Source organism: Lentzea fradiae, assembly GCF_900100955.1.
In the GTDB taxonomy this organism is placed as follows: domain Bacteria; phylum Actinomycetota; class Actinomycetes; order Mycobacteriales; family Pseudonocardiaceae; genus Lentzea; species Lentzea fradiae.
Map to the genome: position 1 here is coordinate 153,542 of NZ_FNCC01000016.1, position 26,092 is coordinate 179,633.

Genomic DNA, 26,092 nt, shown 5'->3' on the forward strand with positions numbered 1-26,092 from the left:
CGAACTTCCGCCTGGTTGCGACAACGTGCGCCGCCGCGCTCCTGCTGAGCTCGTGCGGCGGCGGTGACGAGTCCACCATGGTTGGAAAAGTGAGCTCGAGGGACAGCATCTCGATCGCGGTGTCGTACGACCAGCCGGGCCTGTCGGTGCGCAGGCTCGACGGCAGCTACCGCGGGTTCGACGTCGACGTCGCCAAGTTCATCGCGAAGGAACTGGGTGTCACCGAAGACCGGATCACCTGGATGGAGGCGCAGCCCGGCAACAGGGAGACCCTGCTGACCAGCGGTGAGGCCGACATCGTCGTCTCCACCTACTCGATCACGGACAAGCGCAAGGAGATCGTCGACTTCGTCGGCCCGTACTTCGTCGCGGGCCAGGACCTGTTGGTGCGCCTGAACGAGACGCGCATCAGCGGCCCGAAGTCCCTGAACTCCGACCTGAGGTTGTGCTCCACCGCGGGCTCCACCTCCGCCGCGTACGTCAAGGAGCAGTTCGCCAAGGACGTGAACCTCGTCGAGTACGCGAAGTTCAGCGACTGCGTCACCGCGTTGCTGGCCGACAACGTCGACGCCGTCACCACCGACGACGTCCTGCTCGCCGGGTACGCCGCCCAGAACCCCGAGCTGCTGCGAGTGGTGGGGGAGCCGTTCAGCAAGGAGGAGTACGGCGTCGGCCTGCACCGCAACGACCCCACCAGCAAGGCCAAGGTCCAGGCCGCGCTGCAGAAGATGATCGACTCCGGTGCCTGGCGGGAGTCGCTCGAGACGAACCTCGGCTCGTCCGGCTACCAGATCCCGGACCCTCCGACGCTCGTGGGCTGAGCGCACAGGGCGTCACGTAGGCTCACGCCACGTGAACCGCGTCCCGCCGCACCGCGCTGATCGACCCGTTCGCGCGGGCATCCCAGAACACGGCAGAGTCCCGCGTTATTACGCGGTGAAAGCCGAGCTGTTCGACCTCGTGGAAACCCTCGGTGAGGGCACAGTCCTGCCGTCCGAACGAGAGCTCGCCGAACGGTTCTCCGTCTCGCGCGTCACGCTCCGCCAGGCAGTCGGAGAACTGGTCCTCGAAGGCAAGCTGCTGCGCCGCCAAGGCAGCGGAACGTTCGTGGCCCCGCCGAAGCTCGTCCAGCCGCTGGCATTGGTGAGCTACACCGAGGGCATGCGCAGGCAGGGTGTCCAGCCGGACCGCACGGTGATCACGGTCGAACAGCTCGGCGCCGACGAGGGTCTGGCGCGCGATCTGGCGATCGAGACGGGTGACCCGGTGGTGCACCTGGAACGCGTGCTGCTCGCCGACGGCGAACGCATCGGGCTCGAATCGACCTACCTCGGCCTCGGCCGTTTTCCCGATCTGCTGGAGAAGCTCGACCCGGCGGGATCGCTCTACGCCTGCCTCACCGAACGGCTCGGCGTCCGGTTCGCCGAGGCGGAGGAACGGGTCGAGACCGTGCTCGCGACGCCCAGGGAGGCGTTGCTGATCGGCACGAACCCCGCGTTGCCGATGTTGTTGCTGCACCGCGTGACCTACGACCTCGACGGGCGGCCGATCGAACGCGCCCGGTCGCTGTACCGGGGTGATCGGTTCAGCTTCGTCGCGAGGCTGCACGCCGACCGATAGCCGCAGTGCGCAACCCTCTGTCCACAGTGGACCGGAACTTCTTTCGGGCCCCAACGGGTTCATTTTCCCGGTGACTGCGGGTTACCGCACCTCGTGTGAGAACAGGGAGATACCGCCCGTTCGCACTCGTTTCCCGTGCGCGACGCGGCGGTACTGTTGATGGTACGAACTCAGGATCTCCGCAACGGTGCGGGAGGAGCGGGGGTGTGCCGTGTCATTCAAGGCGGAGTTCCTCGCTGAACTCGAAGACTGCCTGCGCGGCTACGGCGCCGTCCCGGTGAGCAATCCCGACGCCCTCGCCGTGTTCATCGAGTTCGTGCGAGCTCTTCCGGAGACCGATGGGAAACTGCGCTGCCTCGAAGGCGTCGACCAGGGTTCCGGGTCGTTCTGGAACAACCCCGCGGTGTGGTGGGAGCAGGTCCCGCGGTTCGGCGCGGGCCAGTCGCGCTGCGGGTCGGTGGAGTGCCGCAAGCTGCTGGACGACATGCTCGACGAGGCGATCAGCGACGAGATCGACGTGCTGGAGATGGAGATCCGCGAACTGCCCGGCTGACGGGACGGGTGCGGACATGCCTGCCGGCGCCGTCGCCTGTTACGGCCACGACGCCGGGGCTTCGACACCTACTTGACGGCGACCAGCGACTTGAAGAGTTCCCGATAGCGGTGGAGGGCCAGTCGCAGGTCCTCGGTCTGTGGATCACGGTTTCCCTCGAGCTGCTCGGTGAGGGACCGGTGCCGGGCGGTGAGCTCCTCGATCGCCCGCGTCACGAGCTGGTCGGCCTTGCGGACAGCCGACTTCGGGTCGTCCACGAAGTCGTACTGCACGGCCTTCCACTCGTCCTCGAGCTTGCCGGCCGTCCGGTTCCCGGCAGCGGAGTCCTGCGCCCGCTCGGACGAGGTCCGGTCGGTCGCCGTCCGGTCGGACGCCGTGTGGTCGGTCGCCGTCCGGTCGGACGCGGTGTGCTGCGAAGGAACGTGGTGCTGTGCCTGGGTCTGCTGGCGCTGACCCTGTTCCGGCAGCCGCTCGGTGTGCTGCGTGCGGTCCACGTGCCGCTCGGCCTGCTGCGTCCGGTCGGACTGCGAGCCGCGCTCGGTGCGCACCGAACTGTCCGTGTGCTGCGGCCTCGCCGAGGCAGGCGTGGGAACCGCCGCGTGGGTGGGGGTCTCAGACATCGGACTTCTCCTTTCGCACGGCCCTGTGCTCCTCGCGGGTGTCGGCGCCGTGTTCGAGCAGGTCGGTGAAGATCTCGCGGTAGTGCACCATCGCGGTGCGCAGGTCCTCGGTGCTCGCCTCGCCGATCTCGTGGCGTTCCGAGATGTCGTGCGCCTTGCGGTAGTGCTCCAGAGTGCGCGCGTGCTCGACCGACAGCACGCTCAGCTGCGCCTCGTACCCCTCGGTGGGGTAACCGCGTTCGGCCATCAGGTCGGTCACGAGCCGGTCGGCGTCCGCGATCGCGCTCTCCGGCGAGTCGACGAACTTGGCCTGGACGTCGGCCCAGTGCTGGCGGTAGCTGTCCTGTGCCGAAGCGGAAAGCGGCCTCAGGTCGAACTCGCTGTGGCGGTGCTCCCGCTCCGCGAGCTCCCTCTCCGCGGCGGTCCTGCTGTCGCTCTGCGACACCGCGCGGTCGTACTCGGGGCCGAAGCGGTCGCGCAGCTTCTTGCGCTGCATGGCGGGCCTCAGCACGAACGCGAGTACCACCAGCACCACAACAACCGCGACCACCAGGCCGATGATGGCGCCCGTTGACATGGAAAAACCTCCAAGACAGGCTGGGTAAGAGCTGTCCGGAGGCTTTCCCACGCGACTTCCCGGCAAACATTCAACCCTTGATACAAACCACCTGCTTGAGCTTCGCGACCACCTCGACGAGGTCGGACTGGTTCGCCATCACGGTGTCGATGTCCTTGTAGGCGCCCGGAATCTCGTCCACGACACCGGAGTCCTTGCGGCACTCCACCCCGCTCGTCTGGGCGGCCAGGTCGTCGGTCGTGAACGTCTTGCGGGCCTTGGTGCGCGACATCCTGCGGCCGGCGCCGTGCGACGCCGACTCGAACGAGTCGGGGTTCCCGAGCCCGCGCACGATGTACGAACCGGTGCCCATCGAGCCCGGGATGATGCCCAGCTCGCCACGACCGGCGCGGATCGCTCCCTTGCGCGTCACCAGCACGTCCTCACCGAAGTGGTTCTCCTCGGCGACGTAGTTGTGGTGCGCCGAGATCGGCTCCTCGAAGGCGACGTGCGGGAACTCGGCGCGCAGCACGTCGCACACCAGGCGCAGCATGACGGCGCGGTTGCGCCGCGCGTAGTCCTGCGCCCAGTACAGGTCGTGCCGGTACGCCGCCATCTCCGGCGTGCCCGAGAGGAACACGGCGAGGTCCGGGTCCGGCAGCTCGGCGTTGTGCGCGAGGGTGCGCGCCACCGCGATGTGGTGCTGCGCCAGCTCGTTGCCGATTCCCCGCGACCCCGAGTGCAGCATCACCCACACCCGCTGGTCGGTGTCGAGGCAGACCTCCAGGAAGTGGTTGCCGCCGCCGAGCGTGCCCATCTGGTGCATCGCCTTGTCCGCACGTGCCTTCACGGCCGGTGTCAGGTCGTCGAACCGCTTCCAGAACGTCGACCAGTCGGACGCGTCCCTGTCGGTGAACGCCGTCGCCTTGTGCTGGCCGAACCCGACGGGGACGGTGGCCTCCATGCGGGACCGCAGACCGCGCAACGTGTCCGGAAGGTCGCTCGCCGTGAGCGACGTGCGCACGGCGGTCATGCCGCAGCCGATGTCCACGCCGACGGCCGCGGGGGAGACGGCGTCGCGCAACGCGATCACCGAGCCCACCGTGGCGCCCTTGCCGTAGTGCACGTCCGGCATGACCGCGACGTGCTTGAAGGCCCAGGGCAGCGCGGAGATGTTCTGCAGCTGCCGCAGGGCGAACTCCTCGACCTCGTCCGGCCGAGTCCACATGCGGATGTCCACGTTCTTGCCGCGGACCAGGGTTGCTGCCATGCCCACGAGGTTAGGCGGCGTTTCGCTTGCTCCACAAAGCAGTTTCCGCCGAGGCGGACACGAACTCCCAGGTTCCCCTGCGCACCTTGGCCTTGCCCATGTCACCTCCGATGCCCGTGACGAACGCGCGCACGACCGGGAGGTCGTCGACATCGGCGATCAGGATCGCCTTGTCCTGCAACGTGATGCTGCCGCCGCCGAGCGTCTCGCGGGCCACCGCGTCGTTGAGCAGCCCTTGCCGGACCTGCTGCGCGGTGACGCCGGGGACCTCGACCTGGACGGCGTCGACCGCGGGGGAGCTCGCGGGCAGGAAGCGGAACGTCAGCACCGACTCCTGCCGGAAGCGCTTCGCGACCGTCCCGGCGGCGTGTCGCAGGCTCTGTTCGTTCAGCGTCACGTCGAACTTGCGGGAGCGCTCGAACGTCAGCTGCTGCCGGTCGCCCGACCAGAACACGCCGTCGAGCAGCGTCGACCCGGCGGTGGCGCCGCCGTTGGCCAGCACGATGCCGCGCACCTCGTGGTCGAACCGCACGAGCCGGTCGCGCAGCCGTGGGTCGTCCGGGTCGGTGATGGTCGCGGTGTTGTTCGTCGCGAAGATCTCCGGGAACGGCAGCGGCGACCCCGCCGCGGTGCCGGTGGAGATCCCGAACGCCAGTACGGACATGACTGCCACGAGAAGCTTTCGCATGGCGCACAACGTATTGTCCCGGCGGGCCCGGGGACACCCCGTTCCACCCTGCGGGTGACCGGTTGCGAGGGCGGCGTTGACACGCCGATCAAACCTGAAAATACTTCAGCTCATGGAACGCGTGTGTGTCATCGGGGCGGGGTCGTCCGGTATCGCCGCATGTCAGGTGCTCAGCGCCCGCGGCATCGAGTACGACTGCCTGGAGCTGGGCTCCGAGGTCGGTGGCAACTGGCGCTACCAGAACGACAACGGCATGTCGTCGGCGTACCGCTCGCTCCACATCAACACCTCGCGGCAGATGATGGAGTTCAAGTCGTACCCGATGCCGTCGCACCTGCCGGTGTACCCGTCGCACTTCCAGATCGCCGAGTACTTCGACGACTTCGTGAAGCACTTCGGGTTCCGCGACCGCATCCGGTTCCGCACGGAGGTCGTGTCGGTCACCGCGGCGCCGGGCGGCTACACCGTCACGTCCAGGGACCGCGACAGCGGCGAGGAGACCTCGCGGGTCTACCGGTCGGTGATCGTCGCCAACGGCCACCACTGGTCGCCCCGGATGCCCGAACCGGCCTTCCCCGGCTCGTTCGACGGCGAGGAGATCCACGCGCACCACTACAAGACGCCCGAGCCATTCGCGGACAAGCGGGTCCTCGTCCTCGGCATCGGCAACTCGGCCTGCGACATCGCGGTCGAGACCTCGCGCGTCTCCAAGCGCACGTTCCTGGCGATGCGGCGTGGCGCGCACATCATGCCGAAGTACCTGTTCGGGATGCCGACCGACCACCTGACGACGTCACCGCTCGCCCGGTTCGCGCCGAAGTGGCTGCAGACGCTGTCGATGTCGATGATGCTGCGGCTGTCCCGCGGCAAGCTCTCCGACTACGGCCTGCCGGAGCCGTCGCACGGCGTCTTCTCCGCGCACCCGACGGTGTCCGACGACCTGCTGACCCGGCTCGGCCACGGCGACATCACGGTGAAGCCGAACGTGCGGGAGCTCGACGGGTCCGGTGTCGTGTTCGAGGACGGCAGCCGCGAGGACATCGACGTGATCTTCTACTGCACCGGGTACAAGTTCGACTTCCCGTTCCTGGACGGCGCGGAGTTCCCGGCCGTGTCGTCGGAGGACAACGAGGTGTCGCTGTACCGGCGGGTCGTGGACCCCGACCACCCCGGGCTGTACTTCGTCGGCCTCATCCAGCCGCTCGGCGCGATCATGCCGCTGGCGGAGGCCCAGGCCGAGTGGATCGCCGACCTGGAGTCGGGCCGGGCGGCGCTGCCGCCGGTGCCGGAGATGAAGGCCGAGATCACCTCCTACCGGGAGGGGCTGCGGCGCCGGTACATCGCCTCGAAGCGGCACACGGTCGAGGTCGACTTCCTCCACTACCAGCGCGAGCTGAAGGCCGAGCGGAAGGCGGGCGCCGCCCGCGTCTGACCGCGCCGCAGGCGTGAGCCCGGCCGCGGATGGGTACGGTCGGGGTGTGTCGTCGAGTGCTCAGGTGATCGTTCTCAACGGCGGGTCGAGCTCGGGCAAGTCGGGGATCGCGAGATGCCTGCAGGCGGTCCTGCCGGAGGCGTGGCTCGCGATCGGCGTCGACACGCTGATCGACGTGATGCCCGCCCGGCTTCAGCTCGGGTCGGAGGGCATCGGGTTCGCCGACGACGGCGACGTCACCACCGGGGCCGAGTTCCGGCTGCTCGAGGACGCGTGGATGGCCGGGGTCGCCGCGATGGTGCGCGCCGGGGCACGGGTCGTCGTGGACGACGTGTTCCTCGGCGGGGCCGAGTCGCGGGAGCGGTGGGAGAAGGCACTCGACGGGCTCGCCGTCGTGTGGGTCGGGGTGCGGTGTGATGCCACCGTCGCCGCGGGCCGCGAGCTCGCGCGCGGGGACAGGGTCGTCGGGATGGCCGCGGTGCAGGCCGACCTGGTGCACCGCGGGATGACCTACGACGTCGAGGTCGACACGGCGACGGCCGAGGCGGCGGAGTGCGCGGAGATCATCGCGGAGTGGGTCCGGCGGGCGCCTCGCCAGACCTCTCACTGACCGGGCGTCAGCAGCACTCGCAACAGGTGCAGCACTCGTCCACGGCTCTCACCTCCCCTCCGGTGGGCACCACGGCGCACACGAGCCGACCATGTCCGCCAGGTCCGTGCGGAGCCGCGCGAGCCGCGCCATATCGGCGTCGATCTCGGCCATGTGCCGCCGCAGCAGCTCGTCGGCCGGTTCGCACGGGCACTCACCCGTGTCGCGGACGGCGAGCAGCGACGAGATCTCCCGCAACGTCAGCCCCAGACGCTGGCAGTCGCGGATGAACCGGATGCGGTCCGCGGCCGACGACGGGTACTGCCGGTAGCCGGAGGGCGTGCGAGGCGGAGGTGCCAGCAGACCCGCGCGCTCGTAGTAGCGCACGGTGTCCGGTGGCACCCCGGCCTCCCGGGCGAGCTCGGCGACTCTCATGCACCCACGCTAAACCTGTGAGTGCACTCCAAGGTCAAGCCGTCAGTGCACGCCGAGCACGCCGTCGACCCGGCGGGGGATCCCGAGCGGGTTCGCGTCCCGCAGCTCCGGGGGCAGCAGCGCGTCCGGCCACGACTGGTACGTCACCGGGGCGACCCAGCGGCGGATCGACGTGGCGCCCACCGACGTGTGCAGCGGGTTCGTCGTCGCGGGCCACGGGCCGCCGTGGTGCTGGCCCCACGCCACCGCGACACCGGTCGGCCAGGCGTTGAAGATCAACCGGCCCGCGACGCGCTGGAGGATCTCCGCGATCGCACCGGCCTCCGCGTGGTCGGACTCGGCGGCGTGCACCGTGCCCGTCAACGAACCCGGCAGCTTCGCCAGCGCGGAGTGCAGCTCCGCGGGCGACGAGTACGTCACGACCAGCGCCGCCGGGCCGAAATGCTCCTCGGTCAGCTTCCCGACGTTCTCCTCGAACACCGCCACCGGGACGCTGAACAGCCGCGGCGCCACGGCCCACGCCTGGTCGGGACGCTCACCCGTGGACACGGCGGACACCAGGTCCGACGCCGCCAACGCGTCCGTGGAAGCCGTGTACGAGTCGCACATCCGCTCGGTCAGCATCGCGCCGCCCGAGGTCGCCGCGACCGCCTCGCCCAGCGCGGGCACCAGGTCCTCCGGCGCGAACACCAGACCGGGGTTCGTGCAGAACTGCCCGACGCCCATCGTCAGCGACGCCGCGAACCCGGCGGCGATGTCCTCTCCCGCCGCCGCGCCGGGCAGGATCACCGTCGGGTTGACGCTGCCCAGCTCACCGTAGAACGGGATGGGGTCCGGTCGTCCCTGCGCGAGGTCGAACAGCGCACGACCGCCCGCCGTCGAACCGGTGAAGCCGACCGCGCGGACGGCGGGGTGCTGCACCAGCGCCACACCGGCCTGGGTGCCGTAGACGATGCCGAACACACCTTCGGGCGCACCTGCCTCGCGCAACGCGTCCGTGACGATCCGCGCCGTCTCGCGCGAGGTGGCCGGGTGTGCCGAATGTGCCTTCACCACAACGGAACACCCGGACGCCAGCGCGGACGCGGTGTCGCCGCCGGCCACCGAGAACGCGAACGGGAAGTTCGACGCCGAGAACACCGCGACCGTCCCGAGTGGACGGAGCACGCGCCGCAGCACCGGCCGCGGCGGGATGATGTCCGGGTCCGCCGAGTCCAAAGTGGCCTCGACGTAGCTGCCCTCGCGCAACACCTCCGCGAACAGCCGCAGCTGGTTCGTCGTGCGCTTCAGCTCCGTCGTCAGTCGCGGCGCGCCCAGCGCCGTCTCGCCGTCGGCCGTCGAGACCAACAGCTCCGACTCGGCGTCCAGCGCGTCCGCGACCTTCTCCAGCACCACGGCCCTGTCCGCCGCCGCGACCGCCGACCAGGCGGGGAACGCGACAGCCGCCGCCGAGGCGATGCGGTCCACCTCCGTGCCCGGGCTCTCGGCGACCGGGTCGCCGATCGGCTCCCCGGTCCTCGGGTCGTACCCCTGCACGAGGTCGCTCATCGTCCCGCCTCCTTGGCCGCCGTGTCGAAGTCGGGGCCGCACCAGGCGCCGCCCACGTACTTCGCAGCGTACGACGAGGGGTCGAGCTCGCCGTCCCGCGCCAGCACCTCCGGCGCGTACGTCTCGGAGTCGTCCTGCGGCTCGTACCCCAGCGCGCGGGCCTCGTCGAGAGAGAACCAGCCGCGCTTGTTGGCGGACACACCCCACACGACCCGGAAACCCGGTGACGGAACGGAAAGACACGCCTCGCACAGGCGCGCGCAGTCGTCCGGCGACAGCCACGACGCGAGCATCCGCACGTCAAGCGGCTTTTCGAAGCACGAACCGATGCGCAGCGCGATCACGTCCATGCCGTACCGGTCGGCGTAGAGCGACCCGAGCGCCTCCTTCGCCACCTTGGACACGCCGTAGTAGGTGTCCGGACGTGGGAAGAGGTAGTCGCCGGCGGTGCCGTTGGCGCGTTCGACGTAGCCCACGGCATGGTTGGAACTGGCGAGGACGACGCGCCGCACACCGGACCGCCGTGCGGCTTCCAGCACCGTGTGCGTGCCGTCGATGTTGACGTGCAGGATCTTGTCCCACGACTCTTCGAGGCTGTAACCACCGAGGTGGATCACCGCGTCGACGTCCCGCGTCGCGGCCTCCATCGTGGCCATGTCGGTCAGCGTGGCCTGGACGATCTCGACGTTCTCCCCCTCGGCGGCCGCGGGGAGCTCCGCGATGTCGAGCAGCCGCAGGACACGGCCTTCCGCGGCGAGCCGGGAACGCAGGAACGTTCCCACCCTGCCGGCGGCGCCGGTGATCAGGATGCGTGCGGTCACAATGGTGGACCCCTCCGTCGTCGTCGGATGTTCAGCGGCCGAACTGGCGGAGCAGCTCGGTGATGGTCCTCGCGGCGTCCAGCAGGGCGGCGACGACCTGCCGCTCGTGGTCGGGATCGAGCCTGCCGAGCGGGACCGAGCAGCTCATCGCGTCGAGCACGGGGTTGCGGTACGGCAGCGCCACCGCGAAGCAGCCGAGGCCCGGCGTGTTCTCCTCGCGTTCGTGGGCGTAGCCGGCGTTGCGGAACCCGGCCAGCTGCTCGTGCAGCGCAGCCCGGTCCGTCACGGTGTTCTGCGTGAGCGGCGCCAGCTCGGCGGGGAGGATCTGGTCGATCTCCTCCGGCGTGCGCGTCGAGAGCACGGCCTTGCCCAGCGACGTCGAGTGCGCGGGCAGCCGGCGGCCGACGCGGGAGACGACGCGCAGGTGGTGCTCGGACTCGCGGCTGGCCAGGTAGACGACGTCCGCGCCGTCCAGCCTGGCGAGGTGCACCGTCTCGTTGACCTGCTGGCGGACCTGCTCCATCACGCGGATCGCCGCCCGCACCACCGGGTCGTGGTCGAGGTAGGACGTGCCGACGAGCAGGGCGCGCACGCCGATGCCGTACGTGCCCCGGTCCGAGTCGACCTCGACCCAGCCGCGCGCCACCAGCGTCTGCAGCAGCATGTAGAGGCTGGACTTGGGGTAGCTGAGCTCGCGGTGCAGCTCCGTCAGCGTCAGCCTGCGATCGGACGCGGACAACACCTCCAGCAGCTCCACCGTCCGGTCGGCGGACTTCACCGCACCCGGACGAGCCGTGCCCTTGTCGATCGGCGACGCCACCTGGCCTCCTCGGGAACCGTGCCGCGACACGGCCTTGACACGTTGCTGTGCCGATTCTTACAGTCCTGCAACAGGTTCACAAGTACGACTGTGGTTCATATACCTGAATAAGCAGGGCCACCACGACTCTCACTGGGTGACAGCGGTGCGGCCACCCGGCCACCAAGACGTGGGCTCGACGGCTAGTGGCGGCGGTGCCGTCGACACCCACCCCGTGAGGCGGCGCCGCCGGCGTCGCCTCACGGGAACCCCTCCGGTCCGGCGACACGGTCGGGACGGGCATCGTGCCGGCCGGTGCGTTGCCGGCGCTGGTGCCGAGCCTCGTCGTGCACCTGTCGCTGCAGAAGTCCTTTCTGCGTGGGATCACCACCGGAGCGATCAAGGGATGAGTGTGTAGGTATGCGACTCGATGGTGTGCTGTTCTTCCCGGTGACGCCCTTCGACACCGAGGGGAACATCGCCTACGACGTGCTGGCCGAGCACATCGAGCACGGTGTCTCCGCCGGACCGGGCGCGGTGTTCGTCGCGTGCGGCACCGGCGAGTTCCACGCGCTGGGCCTGGAGGAGTTCGAACGGGCGGTCGCCGTGGCGGTCGAGACCACGGCGGGCAGGGTGCCCGTGTTCGCGGGTGCGGGAGGCTCGGTCGTCGCGACCAAGGAGTTCATCCGGGCCGCTGAACGCTCCGGCGCCGACGGCGTCCTGCTCCTGCCGCCCTACCTGGTCACCAGCCCCGACGCCGGTCTCGTGCGGTACGTGGCCGAGTCCGCCGCCGTCACCGGGTTGCCGATCATCGTGTACCAGCGCAACAACGCGCGGTTCACCCCGGAGTCCGCCGTCGAGGTCGCGCGGATCCCGAACGTCGTGGGCTTCAAGGACGGCCTCGGAGACCTCGACCAGATGCAGCGCGTCGTGCTCGCGGTCCGCGCCGCCGTCGACAAGCCGTTCCAGTTCTTCAACGGCCTGCCCACCGCGGAGATGACGCAGCTCGCGTACCGGGGCATCGGCGTCGAGCTGTACTCGTCGGCGGTGTTCTGCTTCGCACCGGAGATCTCGATCGGCTTCTACAACGCCGTGCGCGTGGGTGACACCGAGCTGACGAACCGCTTCCTGCACGAGTTCTACAAGCCTCTCGTCGAGCTGCGCGACAAGGTCCCCGGCTACGCCGTCTCGCTGGTCAAGGCGGCGGTGCGGGCGAACGGCCTCGACGTCGGCGGCGTGCGCGCGCCGCTCGCCGACCCGTCGGACGAGCACCTCGCCGCCCTCGACAAGATCATCGCCGCCGGCCGGGCCCTGCTGGCCTGAGGGGGAACCGTGAAGATCACCGAGATCGTCCTGACGCCCGTCGCCTTCCGCGACCCGCCGCTGCTGAACGCGGCCGGAGTGCACGAGCCGTGGGCGCTGCGCACGATCGTCGAGGTGCACACCGACGAAGGCATCTCAGGGCTGGGGGAGACGTACGGCGACCTCGCACACCTGGAGCGCTCACGGTCCGTTGTGGACGCTCTGATCGGTCTGGACGTCTTCGCCCTCAACGAGATGCACGCACGGGTCGCGGCCCTGTTGGGCGGCGAGGTCGGGCTGGACAAGCACGGGCTGACGGGCGACATCACCGCCGAAAGCACCGTGGACCGCGTGTACTCGCCGTTCGAGGTCGCCTGCCTGGACATCCAGGGCAAGGCGCTGGGACGCCCGGTCCACGACCTGCTGGGCGGCGCTGTCCGGTCGGCCGTGCCGTACTCCGCCTACCTGTTCTACAAGTGGGCAGGGCACCCCGGCGGCGAGCCGGACGAGTGGGGTGAGGCCGTTGACCCCGCCGGGATCGTGGCGCAGGCCCGCACGCTGGTCGACGCGTACGGGTTCGGGTCGATCAAGCTCAAGGGCGGTGTCTTCCCGCCAGAGCAGGAGGTCGAGGCGATCCGGGCGTTGCGCGAGGCGTTCCCGGACCACCCGCTGCGGCTCGACCCCAACGCGGCCTGGACGCCCGCGACGTCGCTGAAGGTCGCCCGGGAGCTCGACGGGGTGCTGGAGTACCTGGAAGACCCGACACCGGACATTCCCGGCATGGCCGAAGTCGCCGCGACGGCCCCGATGCCGCTGGCCACCAACATGTGCGTCGTCGCGTTCGAGCACCTCCGGCCGTCGGTGGAGCGGAACGCCGTGCAGGTGGTCCTGTCCGACCACCACTACTGGGGTGGCCTGCAGCGGTCACGGCAGCTCGGCATGATCTGCCAGACGTTCGGCATCGGCCTGTCGATGCACTCGAACTCGCACCTCGGCATCTCGCTGGCCGCGATGACGCACCTCGCCGCCGCCACGCCGAACCTGAACTATGCCTGCGACACGCACTACCCGTGGAACGCGGCCGACGAGGTGGTCGAGCCCGGTGTCCTGTCCTTCGTGGACGGAGCCGTGCCGGTGCCCAAGTCGCCGGGGCTCGGTGTCTCGCTCGACCGCGACGCGCTGGCCCGGCTCGCCGAGAACTACACCCGGTGCGGCATCACGGCCCGCGACGACACGAGCTACATGCGCAAGTTCGACCCGAGCTACGAGAGGAAGCGACCCCGGTGGTGAAGTCGGTTGTCCACGCGTATCCGTGGGACCTGATCGGTGACCCGGACGCCGTGGCGCGCTACCAACGCCTCGGCGTCGACGCCATCGCTCTGGCCGCGTCGTACCACACAGTGCGGGCCGCGACACCGCTGCACCCGGTGCATCGGCTGGTCGACGCCCGGCACGCCGCGCTTTACCTGCCGGTGCGTGCCGAGAAGTACGGGCGACTTGTGCCAGCCGAACCGTCCTGGATGGACGGTTCTGACTCGTTCGGCGAAGCGTCCGCACTGGTGCGCGGTGCCGGGTTGCCGGTGTACGCGTGGACTGTGCTGACGCACAACTCGCGCTTGGGCGACCTGCACCCGGACGTGACCGTGGTGAACGCGTTCGGCGACCGCTACCCGTACGCGCTGTGCACCTCCCAGCCGGACGTGGTCGAGTACGCGTCCGCGCTGGTCTCCGAGGTGCTGGAACTCGGTGCGCCGGACGGGGTCATCCTGGAAGCCTGCGGGCCGCTCGGGTTCTTCCACGGCGGCCACCACGAGAAGACCGAGGGCACCGACTGGAACGCGGTGCAGCAGAAGCTCCTCTCGCTCTGCTTCTGCGGTTCGTGCACCGCCCTGTACGCCGACCCGGAGGCACTGCGCGCCGCCGTCCGGGCCGGTGTCGACCGCGGCGCTCCCAGCGTCGAGGAAGCGTTGGGGGCGCTCGCGGACGACGTCCGGTCCGTGCGCACCGGAGCGGTGCGGGCGTTGCGGCGCAAGCTCGTCAGCCAGATCCGTGCCGCGGCGCCCTCGGTCCGCGTCGGCCTGCACGTGACAGCGGACCCGTGGGGCACCGGGCCGTTCGCGACCGTCGCCGGGGGAGTGGACGCCGACGTCGACGTCCTCACGGCGATGTGCTGGCCCGGCTCGGAGGTCGCGGTGCCCGGCATCGAGGCGCTGCGGGCGGTCGCGCCGGACACCCGGATCGCCGCGTACGTGCTGGGGTTGCCGCCGAAGCCCGCGGACGGGGCCGTGCTGACGAAGGAATGGCTGGCGTACCTCGACGCCGGGGTGGAGGAGTTCCACCTCTATCACGGAGGACTGGCGTCCGCTGCCCGCCTGGAGGCGCTGCGCGAGGCCGTCACCGCCGTGTCGCGGCAACTGTGAAGGGAAGTCGCTGCAACCCGTCGTGGCCGCGGTTCCGTCCTTGGTGCATGAGGCACATAGGAACCGTAGTTGGCACTGGCGTCCTGCTGCTGGTCATCTCGGCCTGTGGCAGTGCGCAGAACGCGAGCACCGGTGCGGGTGGCGGTCCGACGTTGCCCACCGCCGCGCCGACCGCGCCGTCGGAGCCCTCCGAGGCGCCACCCGGCATCGCCCCCGGTGAGCTGCCGCCGGACGGCAAACCCGTCACGAAGATCGACGCCAGCAACCTGGCGCCCGACCAGCCGCGCACCGCGTGGACGCAGGGCGACGGCAAGACCCTCGGCGTCATCGGTCAGGAAGGCGGCTGTGGCAAGGCCAGCGCGTCCGTGCTGGAGGAGACCGCGCAGTCGGTGAAGGTCGAGCTGGTCGAGACCACGCCACTGACCAAGCAGATGTGCACCATGGACATCCGCTTCCCCCCGCTGACGGTGCAGCTGGCCGAACCCCTCGGTGAACGCACGCTCGTGCTGACGTCACGGCAGGAGCAGAAGTAGACCTCCCTCCCCCTGGTGCCCGGCCGGCACCTGCCCCGCCGGCCGGGCACCGCCCACTTCACCGGGACCCCTTGTCCCGGTTTGCGAGGATGGTGCGCATGAGAAACGCCGTCGCTGTCGTTGCTCTCGCCGCCCTGCTCACCGGCTGCTCGTCCGGCACACCCGGAGCCGGCTCGCAGGAGTCCGGCTCGCCGGGGTCCGGGTCCGCGACGGGCACGTCCGCACCGGGTTCGACCGGCTCGTCCGGCACGAACCCCACGGACACCACGGTGCGGCCGCCCGTCTCCATCTCGGAGCAGAAGCCCGTCGTACCGCCCGACGCCACGCCCGTACCGGGCGACAAGGTCAATGCGACATCGTTGTCAGACCTCTACCGCGCCGAGGCGTACGTCTTCGGCGACGGCCGTGACGTCGAGGTCTTCGGCCTCGGCGGCAACTGCAAGGAGGCGCGCGCGGAGGTGACCGCCGAGTCCGCCCAGGTCGTCCAGATCACCTTGGTCACGGTCACCAAGCAGCCTCCCGGCACGATGTGCACGCACGAGGTGCGTCAGGTACCGCTGACCGTCCGGCTCTCCGCGCCGCTGGGAGACCGGCAGCTCGCGCTCGACGTCAGGGAAGAGATGGGCTGACACGTGGATCTTCGGCTGGGAGACCGCACGCTGCGCGTGTACGACCACGGTGACGGCGTGCCGGTGTTCTGGCACCACGGCACACCCAACCTCGGCCTGCCACCGGAACCGCTGTTCCGGCCGGGTGTGCGCTGGGTGTCGTACGACAGACCTGGCTACGGCGGGTCGACCCCGGTACCGGACCGCACGGTCGCGTCCGCCGCAGCTGATATATCGCATATCGCCGACGCGCTCGACATTCCGCGGTTCGGGGTCTTCGGACACTCCGGCGGCGCACCACACGCCCTCGCGTGCGCCGCCCTGCTCCCGGACCGCGTGACCGCCGTCGTCGCCGGCGCGTCCCTCGCCCCGTTCGGCGCCGGCGGCCTCGACTGGTTCGACGGCATGGTCGCCTCGGGGAAGGCGTCGCTGCGGGCCGCCGCCGCGGGCCGGGAGGAGAAGGAACGGCACGAGAGCTCCGGCGTCGAGTACGAGATGGAGTTCACCGAGGCCGACCTCGCCACGTTGCGAGGCAAGTGGTCGTGGTTCGGGAAGGTCGTCGAGCCCGCGCTGAGCAACGGCCCCGGCCCGTTGATCGACGACGACCTCGCCTACGTCCGGCCGTGGGGCTTCGACCCGGCGTCCATCACCGTGCCGGCCCTCCTGCTGCACGGCGGGCGCGACGGCATCTGCCCGCCTTCGCACGGCCGGTGGCTCGCGTCCCGCATCCCGGGGGCGGAGCTGCGCCTGACCCCGGACGACGGCCACATCTCGGTGCTGGACCACGCGCAAGCCGCACTCGACTGGCTCCTGGCGCACTCGACGTCGACAGCTCCGCAAGCTTGAGGTTGATCGCGTCAACGTCGAGGTCGACTCGGGCAACATCGACGTGATGACGACGGACGTCGACAGCGCTCTCCGCAGTCGACGTCGTGGTTGATGCTGTGGTTGACGTGGTGGTCGACATCGACGGCGTCCACATTGACCCACTGCCGACATTGATCAGGCCGTCGACATCAACGTCGACATCGACGTTGACGACCTGGTTGACAGCGGTGTCCGGTCGACATCGACATAGACATCACGTCGACATCGACGTCAGGCACGTCGCACCTGGATCAACGCGACGCCCCCGGCCGAACGCGAGGTTCGGCCGGGGGCGTCAAGCCGGGTCTAGCGGCGGAAGCTGATCTGCAGCGTCGGGGTCGACGTCTCCGCGAAGAAGTCGTTGCCCTTGTCGTCGACGACGACGAACGCCGGGAAGTCCTCCACCTCGATCTTCCACACCGCTTCCATGCCCAGCTCGGCGTACTCGAGCACCTCGACCTTGCGGATGCAGTCCTGCGCGAGCCGCGCCGCCGGGCCACCGATCGAGCCCAGGTAGAACCCGCCGTAGCTCTGGCAGGCCGCCGTGACCTGCTTGGAGCGGTTGCCCTTGGCGAGCATCACGAGCGACCCGCCCGCGGCCTGGAACTGCTCGACGTAGGAGTCCATCCGGCCTGCCGTCGTCGGGCCGAACGAGCCGGAGGCGTAGCCCTCGGGCGTCTTGGCCGGGCCGGCGTAGTAGACCGGGTGGTCCTTGAGGTACTGCGGCATCTCCTCGCCGGCGTCGAGCCGTTCCTTGATCTTGGCGTGCGCGATGTCGCGGGCCACGACCAGCGGACCGGTCAGCGAGACGCGGGTCTTGACCGGGAGCTTGGTCAGGACCTCGCGGATCTCCGCCATCGGGCGGGTGAGGTCGATGCGGACGACCTCGTCGGACAGGTCCTCGCCCTCGACGTCGGGCAGGAACTGCGCCGGGTCGCGCTCCAGCTGCTCCAGGAAGACGCCCTCGGGCGTGATGCGCGCCTTCGCCTGGCGGTCGGCCGAACAGGACACCGCGATGCCGACGGGGCACGAGGCGCCGTGGCGGGGGAGGCGGATGACGCGGACGTCGTGGCAGAAGTACTTGCCGCCGAACTGCGCACCGATGCCGAAGTTCCGGGTCAGCTCCAGGACCTGCTGCTCCAGGTCGGTGTCGCGGAACGCGTGTCCCAGCGGCGAGCCCTCGGTGGGCAGCTCGTCGAGGTAGCGGGCCGACGCGAGCTTCGCGACCTTGAGGTTCTGCTCGGCGGACAGGCCACCGACGACGACGGCCAGGTGGTACGGCGGGCAGGCCGCGGTGCCGAGCGAACGCAGCTTCTCGTCGAGGAACGACGCCAGGCGCTTCGGGTTCAGCAGCGCCTTCGTCTCCTGGTAGAGGAACGTCTTGTTCGCGCTGCCGCCGCCCTTGGCCATGAACAGCAGCTCGTAGACGGGGTCCTGGCCGGGCTTGTGGAACACCTCGATCTGCGCGGGCAGGTTCGTGCCGGTGTTCTTCTCGTCCCAGAACGTCACCGGGGCCATCTGCGAGTAGCGCAGGTTGAGCTCCTGGTACGCCTCGAAGACGCCGCGGGCCAGCGCCTGCTCGTCGTCGCCGCCGGTCAGGACGGTCTCGGTGCGCTTGCCCATGATGATCGCGGTGCCGGTGTCCTGGCACATGGGCAGCACACCGCCGGAGGAGATGGCGGCGTTGCGCAGCAGGTCCATCGCGACGAAGCGGTCGTTGCCGGACGCCTCGGGATCGTCGATGATCTTGCGCAGCTGGGCGAGGTGCGACGGCCGCAGCAGGTGCTGGATGTCGCGGATCGCCTCCTTGGCGAGCAACGTCAGCGTCTCGGGGGCGATCTGGAGGAACCTGCGGTCACCGGCCTCGATCAGCTTCACCCCGTCGGAGGTGACGAGGCGGTACTCGGTCTCGGTGTCCTTCGCGAGCGGCAGGACGTCGGTGTACTCGAAAGTGGTGGGCACGTCGTACACAACTCCAACGGTGTGCAGTTCGGATCAGAAAACCGTACCGCCACCAAAGGGACGTATCGGTGTGATCCCCGACCACCGCGGTGTTCTGTGGCCCACAGCCGCCCGTGAACGCGGAAGGCCGGGGCAGCCCCCGGCTGCCCCGACCTTCCTTCGGGTGCGCGCTCTTCTCACGAAGGGCGTCGCATGGCTCTGGTAACGCCCGACCGTGCCGTGAGTTGAGTCACAAGTCAATACTGCCGGTCAGGTGAGACCCGACCGTGACGACCTCCCGGTCTACGAGGCGTAGGCGCGCAGCTTCGCGGCGCGTTCGCCCTGGCGGAGCTTGGACATGACCTCGCGTTCGATCTGCCGCACGCGCTCGCGCGACAGCCCGAACCGCTTGCCGATCTGGTCCAGGGTGCGCGGCTGGCCGTCCTCCAGGCCGTAGCGCAGCCGGATGACCGCCTGCTCGCGCGGCTCCAGCGTCGCGAGCACGCGGCGCAGGTCGTCCTGCAGCAGGCCGGAGATGACGGCGCTCTCGGCGTCGGTCGCGTCCGAGTCCTCGATGAAGTCGCCGAGGGGCGCGTCCTCCTCCGTGCCGACCGGCATGTCCAGCGATACCGGGTCGCGGGCGTGGTCGAGCAGGTCGGCGACCTTGTCGACCTTGAGACCCGCCTCCTTCGCGAGCTCCTCGTTCGTGGCCTCGCGGCCGAGCGTCTGGTGCAGGTCGCGCTTGATCCGCGCGAGCTTGTTCACCTGCTCGACGAGGTGGACGGGGAGGCGGATGGTGCGGCCCTGGTCGGCCATGCCGCGGGTGATCGCCTGGCGGATCCACCACGTCGCGTACGTGGAGAACTTGAAGCCCTTGGTGTAGTCGAACTTCTCCACCGCGCGGATCAGGCCCAGGTTCCCCTCCTGGATCAGGTCCAGCAGCGGCATCCCCCGGCCGGTGTAGCGCTTGGCCAGCGACACGACGAGCCGCAGGTTGGCCTTGAGCAGGTGGTCCTTGGCGCGCCTGCCGTCGCGGACGAGAGCCCCCAGCTCTTCGCGACGGGTGGGGGTGAGGCGCTTGGCCGTCTCCATGACGTGCTGCGCGAACACACCGGCCTCGATGCGCTTGGCGAGCTCCACCTCCTCCTCGGCGGTGAGGAGGGCGGTCTTGCCGATGCCGTTCAGGTAGACTCGAACGAGATCGGCTGCCGGCCCCTGGGCGTCGAGCTCGTGCTCGACGGCGGTGGCGGTGGTGTTCTCTCCGACTTCACGGTCGGAGATCCTCGTGACGGTCATGGATCTCCCTCCCCCTGCTGCGGGCGGCGACGAGTCGCGCTGGCGGTCAAGGCGGCGCTGCGCTGCGCCCTGGTTGCCGATGGCGACGAGCCCGGTTCGAGCCCGTCTCCATCCGGCCGATACTTGGGTAACGAAGTCGATTCCGAATTCGTTCCCGGATCCCACAACCAGAAGACGTCGCCACTGTCACAGCCGTTGCGCGACTAATCTGAGGATTCCCTGAGAACTCTTTCCTCAGACCTCCACGAGCACCGTGAACGGGCCGTCGTTCACGCTCCGCACCAACATGTCGGCCCTGAATCGTCCCGTTTCGACACGCGCGCCCTTTTGCCGCAATTCCTGAACCACAGCGTTCACCAATGGCTCCGCGTGTTCGGGCCGGGCGGCCGCCGTCCAGGACGGACGGCGGCCCTTGCGGGTGTCCCCGTACAGGGTGAACTGGCTGACGACCAGCAGTGGAGCGCCGGTCGACTCGCACGACTGCTCGTCCTCGAGGATGCGCAACCCGTGCAGCTTCTGCGCCATTTTGCGGGCGTGGGCGTCCGTGTCCTCGTGGTGGACGCCGAGGAGCACCAGCAATCCGGGCTCGTCGATCGCGCCGATGATCGTTCCGCCGACTTCGACACTCGCCTCTGTGACGCGCGCCACAACCGCTTTCACGCCGGAATCAACATTCCGTGCCGGATGAGATCACGAACGATCGGCAAGGCCGCTTCTGCATCGATTTCTCCGTAAGCGAACTCGAGCAACGCCAGCAGGTCCTCCAGCGGCAACGCACCTGTGCAACCGGCGACGAGCCGTGCGGTCGCCTCGTCGACCTCGTGCTGCCAGCCGGGCCCGTCGGTGCGGTGCAGGCGCGCGACGACCTTGCGCCAGCCGTCCTCGCCCGGCTCGGACACCTCCTCCAGCAACACGGTGTCCGCGACCCGGAACCGCTGGCCCAGCAGGTCGGGGTTCGCGCGCAGCCACGCCACGTTGTCGAGCCACCGCGCCGCCTCCGGGCCCAGCGGGTCGTCGTAGGCGTGCCGCAGGTCCTCGCACACGACCTGGGAGTGCATCTCGTCCGTGCGCCGCAGTGTCACGTAGCCGAAGCCGACGCCCTGGACGTCGTTCTGCTCGAACCAGTCGAGCCAGGCGCTCGCCTTGGCCCGCCCCTCGGCACTGCGCGGGTCGACGCCCGCGTCCTTGAGCCACGTGCCGACGTACAGGGCAGGCTCGGCGATGTCGCGCTGCACGAACCACGCGTCGACGCCGCCGCGCGGCAGCCAGCCGGAGACGCGCTCCTCCCAGTCCTCACCCTTGCGGTGCACCCACGACGCGAGCAGCTGTCCGACGCCGCCCTCGTTGAGGAACGACGGCAGCTGGCGGATGACCAACGCCGACGCGTCGTCGCCGCCGAGACCGGAGTCGCGGTACACGTAGTCGACGCGCGGCGGCCCCACGACGAACGGCGGGTTGCACACGACCTGGTCGAACCGCCGGTTGCGGACCGGGCCGAACCACTCGCCCTGCAACGTCTCGACGTCGAGCCCGTTGATGCGGAACGTGCCTTGTGCGAGCCGGAGCGCGCGCTCGGACAGATCGGTGGCCGTGATGCGTTCGGCGTGTGTGCTGGCGTGCAGCGCCTGGACGCCGCAACCGGTGCCGAGGTCGAGCAACGTGCCGACGGGCGTGCGCTTGGTCGCGCGAGCGAGGCTGATGGACGCGTGGCCGACGCCGAGCACGTGGTCCTCGGGGACCGCGCCGCCGCGCACGTCGGAGTCGAGGTCGGCGATGACCCACCAGTTGTCCTCGTACGGGCGGACGTCGAGCCCTGCGCGGAGGTCCTTGGTCAGCACCTCGTTCTCGACGAGCGTGTCGATGCCGACGCCTCCGAGCGCCCGGCGGACGTCCTGCTCCGGCTCCTCGTCGCCGAGCAGGAACAGGCGGATCAGCGTGCCGAGCGTCCCGGCGTCCCTGCTGGCGCGGCGGGCGGGTTCCGGTTCGCCGCGGCCGAGGGCGGAGTGGGCCTGGGGACCGAGGGCGTCGACGACGCCGTCCGCGGTGTAGCCGGCGGTCTCGAACGCCTCGCGCAGGCGGGCGCACAGGTCGGCGGAAAGGTCAGGGTGCACGGGTGGAGATGTTTTCACGGTCTCCGGTTCAGCGCGTGATCCGGAGGGCGATGGCCATCGCGAGGCGCTGGTCCGGGTCGTCGAGGGGAAGCGGCGTCACCTCGGCCATCTTCTGCATCCGGTACCGCAGCGTGTTCGGGTGCACGTTCAGCTCCCGCGCCGCCGTGCGCACGTCGCCCTGCGCCGCCAGCCACGCCCGCAACGTCGCCGCGTACTGCGTCCCGTTCTCGGCGTCGTACCGCAATATATTGGATATCGGACCGCGGGTCGGGAGTCGTCCGGACTCCGCGACGGCGCCGAGCCGGTGCAGCAGGACCTGGGCCCACGCGTCGTCGTAGACGACGGGCGAGCCGGTCGACAGCGCGAGGCACTCGTCCGCCTCCTGGCGTGACGTCGGCAGCTGCGCCGCCTCGGCAGGTCCGCCGATGCCCGCCAGCACCGTCGCCTCCGACGGCAGCTCGCGCTCCAGCGACCGCACCCACGCGACGGCGTCGTCGGCGGCCGGGATGACGGTGTAGAGGACGTTGCCGAACAACGCGCTCCGCCCCGGCCGCGACCAGCCGAACCCGGCGGTCGCCCGTTGGAACGCGAGCACCGCCGCACCGTGCTCACCCTCGCCGGCGTGCGCTTGCACCGCGATCACCCGAAGGTCCGCCGACGGCAGTCCGAGCCGCGCGACGTCGGCGGACTCCGGCTGGTCGAGCAGCCTGATCACCAGGTCCGCCTCGGCCTGGCGTTCGAGGTCCGTCGACGCGCGCGACCGCAGCAGGTGCAACGCCGCCGTGCGCGCTCCGTCGACCAGGGCGGCGCTCCTGGCGGCGTCGACCGGCCCGGTCACCTCGACCCAGACGGACCCGAGCAGCTCCCGGCCCGCCCGCACGGCCGCGACCAGCCGGTTGCCGAGCTGCGGGGTCAGCTTGGGCACGAAGATCGGTTCGTCGGACGACGCGAGGTGCGAGAACACGCCGAACTCGTCGAGCGCCCGGCGCGCCTCCTCCGGGACCCGCCGGCCGAGGATGGTCTGGACGCGCACCGGGTCGACGTCCTCCTGCCGGTAGGAGTAGGCGAGCACGCGCGACTGCTGGTCCTCGATCGTCACCGGCCCGCCGACGACCCCCGCGATCACGTCCGCCAGCCCGAACAGGTCGCCCGTCCGCGTGCCGCCGTTGACCAGCGTCTGCGTGACGTTCGCGAGCTGGCTCCACGGCACCGACGGCTCCACGAGCAGCACGGCCGCACCGGACTTGCGCGCGGCGGCGACGACGCGTTCGTCCAACGGCGGCCTGCCGTGCAGGACCACCGCCGACGCCGCCGTCGAGGACACCAGACGAGACGCGGCGGCGACCGAGGGAGTGCCCAGCCCGAGCAAGACGTCTCCCGCGGTGGCTGTCGTGTTTTCCGCCGGGTCGTGCAGGGCAACCCCGCGTAGTTCGACGTCGCGGCCGTGCGGGGCGCACGCCAGGTGCGTGCCCAGGCTGCCGAGCACGTCCACGAGGCGATCAAGGGCGACCACCCGCGGATGTTAACCGCAGACCGGGTAACCCGGGCGTCACTCGGGCGTGGGAGCATGGACCACGTGGAGGTGGTGTCGTGAGCAGTCCCGACCGGAACGACACCCCGGTGTTGATCACCGAGGCGGCCCCGTCCTTCGAAGAGCAGCACGCCGCCCGGCGCAAGAAGTACGCGATCATGATGAGTCTGCGCTTCCCGTGCCTCGTCCTCGCGGCCTTGTTCTCGCACACGTGGTGGCTCGCGCTGTTCTTCATCGTGCTGTCCGTGCCGCTGCCGTGGATGGCCGTGCTGATCGCCAACGACCGCCCGCCGCGCAAGACGGAGAAGGCCAGCCGCTACGCGGTCGAGCGCCGCGCGATCGAGCAGAAGAGCACGACCGTCATCGACGGCTGAGACCGCGCCGAACTGATATATCGGCTCCGCGAGCCGATATATCAGTCGAGGTCGTCAGCGGGGCGGTTGCGCGCCGACGACGCCGACGGCGCGAGACCCGGCGCGGACGCCCCCGAGGAGCGCGTCGCGCTTGGACGCCCCGGACAGCCAGGCGGCGAGGAAGCCCGCGTCGAAGGCGTCGCCCGCGCCCGTTGAGTCGACGCACTCGGTGACTTCAGCGGAGACTGAGATCAGCTCGTCGGCGTCGACCCATGTCGCGCCGTCGGCCCCGGCCGTCACGACGACGGCGCCGACGTGCGAGAGCAGCTGCTTCGCCGAGGACGGCTCGGCGGACCCGGTGAGGGCGAGCAGCTCGTCGGCGTTCGGGAGCAGGAAGTCGACCCCGCGCACGTCCTCCAGGAACGCCTCGGCGGAGTGGATCAGCACGGCCGCCTGCGGGTCGACCGACGTCGTCCACCCCGCCTCCCGCGCCGCCGCCAGCACCGCGAGCCCCGCCGGGCGGGACGTCGCGTCGAGCAGCACGTAGCCGGAGAGGTGCAGGTGGCCGTCCGAGCCGGCGAGCAGGCCGGGGTCGAGGTCGGCGGGGGAGAACCGGGCGTTCGCGCCGCGGTCGGGCAGCATCGAGCGCTGCCCGTCGTCGTCGACGAGCACGACCACGCAGCACGTCGCCAGCTCGGGGTCCACCGCGAAGGCGCACTGGACGCCCGCGGTGGTCAGCTCGGAGTGCACCTGCCGCCCGGCCGAGTCGGCGCCGACCCTGGCCACCAGCACGGGGGACGCGCCGCACGCGGCCAGCCACACGGCGGTGTTCGCACCGGCGCCACCGGGTTCGATGGTCACCTTCGCGCGCACGTCACCGCCGTGGGCGATGGGGCCGCTGTGCCGGGCGACGACGTCGAGGCCGGCGTCACCGACGACGACCACCGGCCTCATCGGAAGAGCTCCACGGCGACGTCGGCCGCGACGGAGGCGTTGTTGACGACCAGCTCCTCGTTGGCGTCGAGGCTGACGCCCTCGCTGGCGGTGTGGAAGTGCTCCAGCAGGACGGGCGTGACGTCCTTGCCCCGCACGTCCTGGTCGACGAGCTTGCGCAGCCCTTCCGCCAGCAGCCGGTCGTGCAGCTCCGCCTCCATCTCGAACGCGGCGGGGATCGGGTTCGCGAGCAGCATGCCGCGCCCACCGGCGGCGAACACGGCGGCGGCCTCGGCGGGGTTCTCGACCCGCCACGGCACGTCGAACTCCGACTCGCGCCGGTAGAACGCCGGGAAGCGCGAGGTCCGGTAGCCGACGACCGGCACCGACCTGGTCTCCAGCACCTCCAGCGTCGCGCCCATGTCGAGGATCGACTTGACGCCGGAACAGACGATCAGGACCGGCGTCGTGGCCACCACGTCGAGGTCGGCCGACACGTCCCACGTCTCCCGCGCGCCGCGGTGCACGCCACCGAGACCACCGGTCGCGAAGACCCGGATGCCGGCCTGGTGCGCCAGCGCCGTGGTGGACGCCACGGTCGTCGCGCCGCTGCGGCCGAGCGCGTAGGCGGGCCCGAGGTCGCGCAACGACAGCTTCACCAGGTCACCCGCGTTGCACACGCGGTCGAGCTCGGCGGAGCTCAGGCCGATGCGGGGCACACCGTCGAGCACGGCGATCGTCGCGGGGACGGCGCCCGCCTTCCGCACGACCTCCTCCAGCCGCGCGGCGACGGCGAGGTTGCGCGGCGCGGGCAGGCCGTGGGACAGGATGGTGCTCTCGAGGGCGACGACGGGCCGGTTCTCGGCCAGTGCGGCGGCAACTTCATCGGCGATGTGCAGCGTGGTCACGAGGGGACATCATCCCAGGTACCCTTGGCGCGTGAGCACCCAGACTCTCCCCGAGGTCGACGTACGGCCGGAAGGCACCGACCACACCGGGGACGACACCCCGAAGATGTTCCACTACGTGCGCAAGGCGAAGATCGCCGAGAGCGCCGTGATGGGAACGCACGTGGTCGCCCTGTGCGGCGAGGTCTTCCCGGTCACGCGGTCGCCGAAGCCCGGTTCTCCGGTGTGCCCTGACTGCCAGAAGATCTACGAGGGCCTGCCCGCCGGCGGCGAGTAGCCCGCCACACCCCGACGTCGGCCGCGTCCGGTGCCTCGAACGACTCGAGGCACCGGACGCGGCTGCTCTCGTTCAGGGGGC

At 70.3% G+C, this 26,092-nt stretch carries 28 protein-coding genes; 13 read left to right on the forward strand and 15 right to left on the reverse strand.

All coding sequences use genetic code 11. The features are described from left to right. Positions 1-89 precede the first annotated feature (89 nt). From BLT23_RS32705 to BLT23_RS32715, 3 genes are all read left to right on the forward strand, one after another. Positions 90-821 (forward strand): glutamate ABC transporter substrate-binding protein, encoded by a 732-nt coding sequence (locus BLT23_RS32705; protein WP_245744435.1) that lies wholly within the window; start codon positions 90-92, stop codon positions 819-821. A 31-nt stretch (positions 822-852) separates the two neighbouring features. Next, a complete protein-coding gene (locus BLT23_RS32710) occupies positions 853-1,620 on the forward strand; it encodes a GntR family transcriptional regulator (protein ID WP_090056662.1) in 768 nt (255 codons plus the stop codon). A 211-nt stretch (positions 1,621-1,831) separates the two neighbouring features. Beyond that, the gene (locus BLT23_RS32715) at positions 1,832-2,173 is read left to right on the forward strand and encodes a hypothetical protein (RefSeq protein ID WP_090056666.1); all 342 of its coding nucleotides are present in this window, start codon (positions 1,832-1,834) and stop codon (positions 2,171-2,173) included. A 68-nt stretch (positions 2,174-2,241) separates the two neighbouring features. Here BLT23_RS32715 and BLT23_RS32720 read toward each other — a convergent pair whose 3' ends face one another. The 4 genes from BLT23_RS32720 to BLT23_RS32735 form a co-directional block, all read right to left on the reverse strand. Then, the gene (locus BLT23_RS32720) at positions 2,242-2,793 is read right to left on the reverse strand and encodes a hypothetical protein (protein ID WP_143036116.1); all 552 of its coding nucleotides are present in this window, start codon (positions 2,791-2,793) and stop codon (positions 2,242-2,244) included. Next, on the reverse strand, positions 2,786-3,370 hold the full coding sequence (locus tag BLT23_RS32725; protein ID WP_090056674.1) for a hypothetical protein: 585 nt from the start codon (positions 3,368-3,370) through the stop codon (positions 2,786-2,788). Before BLT23_RS32725 ends, BLT23_RS32720 begins: the two co-directional genes overlap by 8 nt. Before the next feature lie 70 nt (positions 3,371-3,440). Beyond that, entirely contained in the window at positions 3,441-4,619 is a 1,179-nt protein-coding gene (locus tag BLT23_RS32730) for an RtcB family protein (protein ID WP_090056678.1), read from the reverse strand. A gap of 10 nt (positions 4,620-4,629) precedes the next feature. Continuing rightward, positions 4,630-5,307, reverse strand: a complete 678-nt coding sequence (locus BLT23_RS32735) for a hypothetical protein (RefSeq protein ID WP_176947030.1) — start codon at positions 5,305-5,307, stop codon at positions 4,630-4,632. Positions 5,308-5,419: 112 nt separating this feature from the next. Here BLT23_RS32735 and BLT23_RS32740 point away from each other — a divergent pair, with 112 nt between their 5' ends. Both BLT23_RS32740 and cpt read left to right on the forward strand, forming a co-directional pair. Continuing rightward, complete coding sequence (locus BLT23_RS32740) at positions 5,420-6,739, forward strand: NAD(P)-binding domain-containing protein (protein WP_090056685.1); 1,320 nt, start codon at positions 5,420-5,422, stop codon at positions 6,737-6,739. Positions 6,740-6,803: 64 nt separating this feature from the next. Then, positions 6,804-7,349, forward strand: a complete 546-nt coding sequence (gene cpt / locus BLT23_RS32745) for a chloramphenicol phosphotransferase CPT (RefSeq protein ID WP_090056689.1) — start codon at positions 6,804-6,806, stop codon at positions 7,347-7,349. Between the two features lie 48 nt (positions 7,350-7,397). On the opposite strand, the gene BLT23_RS32750 is transcribed toward cpt, so the two are convergent. Genes BLT23_RS32750 through BLT23_RS32765 form a run of 4 tightly spaced genes read right to left on the reverse strand, consistent with a single transcriptional unit; the run spans position 7,398 to position 10,952 of the window. Beyond that, positions 7,398-7,763 (reverse strand): heavy metal-responsive transcriptional regulator, encoded by a 366-nt coding sequence (locus BLT23_RS32750; protein WP_090056692.1) that lies wholly within the window; start codon positions 7,761-7,763, stop codon positions 7,398-7,400. A gap of 42 nt (positions 7,764-7,805) precedes the next feature. Beyond that, on the reverse strand, positions 7,806-9,311 hold the full coding sequence (locus BLT23_RS32755; RefSeq protein ID WP_090056696.1) for an aldehyde dehydrogenase (NADP(+)): 1,506 nt from the start codon (positions 9,309-9,311) through the stop codon (positions 7,806-7,808). Continuing rightward, positions 9,308-10,135: an NAD-dependent epimerase/dehydratase family protein gene (locus tag BLT23_RS32760; RefSeq protein WP_218133959.1), complete on the reverse strand. Its 828-nt coding sequence runs from the start codon at positions 10,133-10,135 to the stop codon at positions 9,308-9,310. The genes BLT23_RS32755 and BLT23_RS32760 overlap by 4 nt, the downstream gene beginning before the upstream one ends. Positions 10,136-10,163: 28 nt before the next feature. Further along, positions 10,164-10,952 carry an IclR family transcriptional regulator gene (locus tag BLT23_RS32765; RefSeq protein ID WP_245744437.1) on the reverse strand — a complete coding sequence of 263 codons (789 nt, stop codon included), beginning with the start codon at positions 10,950-10,952 and terminating at the stop codon, positions 10,164-10,166. Between the two features lie 399 nt (positions 10,953-11,351). Between BLT23_RS32765 and BLT23_RS32770 the strand changes: the two genes are divergently transcribed. The 6 genes from BLT23_RS32770 to BLT23_RS32795 all read left to right on the forward strand — a co-directional run bounded on the left by BLT23_RS32770 (position 11,352) and on the right by BLT23_RS32795 (position 16,640). Continuing rightward, positions 11,352-12,254 (forward strand): 5-dehydro-4-deoxyglucarate dehydratase, encoded by a 903-nt coding sequence (locus BLT23_RS32770; RefSeq protein ID WP_090056703.1) that lies wholly within the window; start codon positions 11,352-11,354, stop codon positions 12,252-12,254. Positions 12,255-12,263: 9 nt separating this feature from the next. Further along, positions 12,264-13,523, forward strand: coding sequence for a glucarate dehydratase family protein (locus tag BLT23_RS32775; protein WP_090056707.1), 1,260 nt, complete (start codon positions 12,264-12,266; stop codon positions 13,521-13,523). Next, positions 13,517-14,653: a hypothetical protein gene (locus tag BLT23_RS32780; protein ID WP_090056711.1), complete on the forward strand. Its 1,137-nt coding sequence runs from the start codon at positions 13,517-13,519 to the stop codon at positions 14,651-14,653. The genes BLT23_RS32775 and BLT23_RS32780 overlap by 7 nt, the downstream gene beginning before the upstream one ends. A 47-nt stretch (positions 14,654-14,700) precedes the next feature. Beyond that, complete coding sequence (locus tag BLT23_RS32785) at positions 14,701-15,186, forward strand: hypothetical protein (RefSeq protein ID WP_090056714.1); 486 nt, start codon at positions 14,701-14,703, stop codon at positions 15,184-15,186. Between the two features lie 98 nt (positions 15,187-15,284). Then, positions 15,285-15,815, forward strand: a complete 531-nt coding sequence (locus tag BLT23_RS32790; RefSeq protein WP_090056718.1) for a hypothetical protein — start codon at positions 15,285-15,287, stop codon at positions 15,813-15,815. 3 nt (positions 15,816-15,818) lie between these two features. Next, a complete protein-coding gene (locus BLT23_RS32795) occupies positions 15,819-16,640 on the forward strand; it encodes an alpha/beta fold hydrolase (protein ID WP_090056721.1) in 822 nt (273 codons plus the stop codon). Between the two features lie 327 nt (positions 16,641-16,967). On the opposite strand, the gene BLT23_RS32800 is transcribed toward BLT23_RS32795, so the two are convergent. The 5 genes from BLT23_RS32800 to BLT23_RS32820 all read right to left on the reverse strand — a co-directional run bounded on the left by BLT23_RS32800 (position 16,968) and on the right by BLT23_RS32820 (position 23,522). Next, positions 16,968-18,632: a fumarate hydratase gene (locus tag BLT23_RS32800; RefSeq protein ID WP_425434438.1), complete on the reverse strand. Its 1,665-nt coding sequence runs from the start codon at positions 18,630-18,632 to the stop codon at positions 16,968-16,970. A gap of 273 nt (positions 18,633-18,905) precedes the next feature. Beyond that, on the reverse strand, positions 18,906-19,898 hold the full coding sequence (locus tag BLT23_RS32805) for a sigma-70 family RNA polymerase sigma factor (RefSeq protein ID WP_090056725.1): 993 nt from the start codon (positions 19,896-19,898) through the stop codon (positions 18,906-18,908). Positions 19,899-20,132: 234 nt separating this feature from the next. Further along, positions 20,133-20,558: a D-aminoacyl-tRNA deacylase gene (gene dtd, locus BLT23_RS32810; protein ID WP_090056729.1), complete on the reverse strand. Its 426-nt coding sequence runs from the start codon at positions 20,556-20,558 to the stop codon at positions 20,133-20,135. Further along, on the reverse strand, positions 20,555-22,009 hold the full coding sequence (locus BLT23_RS32815; protein ID WP_090056733.1) for a DUF7782 domain-containing protein: 1,455 nt from the start codon (positions 22,007-22,009) through the stop codon (positions 20,555-20,557). The genes dtd and BLT23_RS32815 overlap by 4 nt, the downstream gene beginning before the upstream one ends. A 28-nt stretch (positions 22,010-22,037) precedes the next feature. After that, positions 22,038-23,522, reverse strand: coding sequence for a PucR family transcriptional regulator (locus BLT23_RS32820; protein ID WP_090056736.1), 1,485 nt, complete (start codon positions 23,520-23,522; stop codon positions 22,038-22,040). Positions 23,523-23,599: 77 nt separating this feature from the next. Here BLT23_RS32820 and BLT23_RS32825 point away from each other — a divergent pair, with 77 nt between their 5' ends. Beyond that, positions 23,600-23,914, forward strand: a complete 315-nt coding sequence (locus tag BLT23_RS32825) for a DUF3099 domain-containing protein (protein WP_090056741.1) — start codon at positions 23,600-23,602, stop codon at positions 23,912-23,914. Positions 23,915-23,968: 54 nt separating this feature from the next. Here the strand turns inward: BLT23_RS32825 and BLT23_RS32830 are convergent, their stop codons facing one another. Together BLT23_RS32830 and BLT23_RS32835 are read right to left on the reverse strand one after the other, a co-directional pair. Next, a complete protein-coding gene (locus tag BLT23_RS32830; RefSeq protein WP_090056744.1) occupies positions 23,969-24,847 on the reverse strand; it encodes a carbohydrate kinase family protein in 879 nt (292 codons plus the stop codon). Further along, positions 24,844-25,734: a pseudouridine-5'-phosphate glycosidase gene (locus BLT23_RS32835; protein WP_090056746.1), complete on the reverse strand. Its 891-nt coding sequence runs from the start codon at positions 25,732-25,734 to the stop codon at positions 24,844-24,846. Before BLT23_RS32835 ends, BLT23_RS32830 begins: the two co-directional genes overlap by 4 nt. Before the next feature lie 31 nt (positions 25,735-25,765). Between BLT23_RS32835 and BLT23_RS32840 the strand changes: the two genes are divergently transcribed. After that, the gene (locus BLT23_RS32840) at positions 25,766-26,011 is read left to right on the forward strand and encodes a DUF3039 domain-containing protein (RefSeq protein ID WP_090056750.1); all 246 of its coding nucleotides are present in this window, start codon (positions 25,766-25,768) and stop codon (positions 26,009-26,011) included. Positions 26,012-26,092 lie beyond the last annotated feature (81 nt).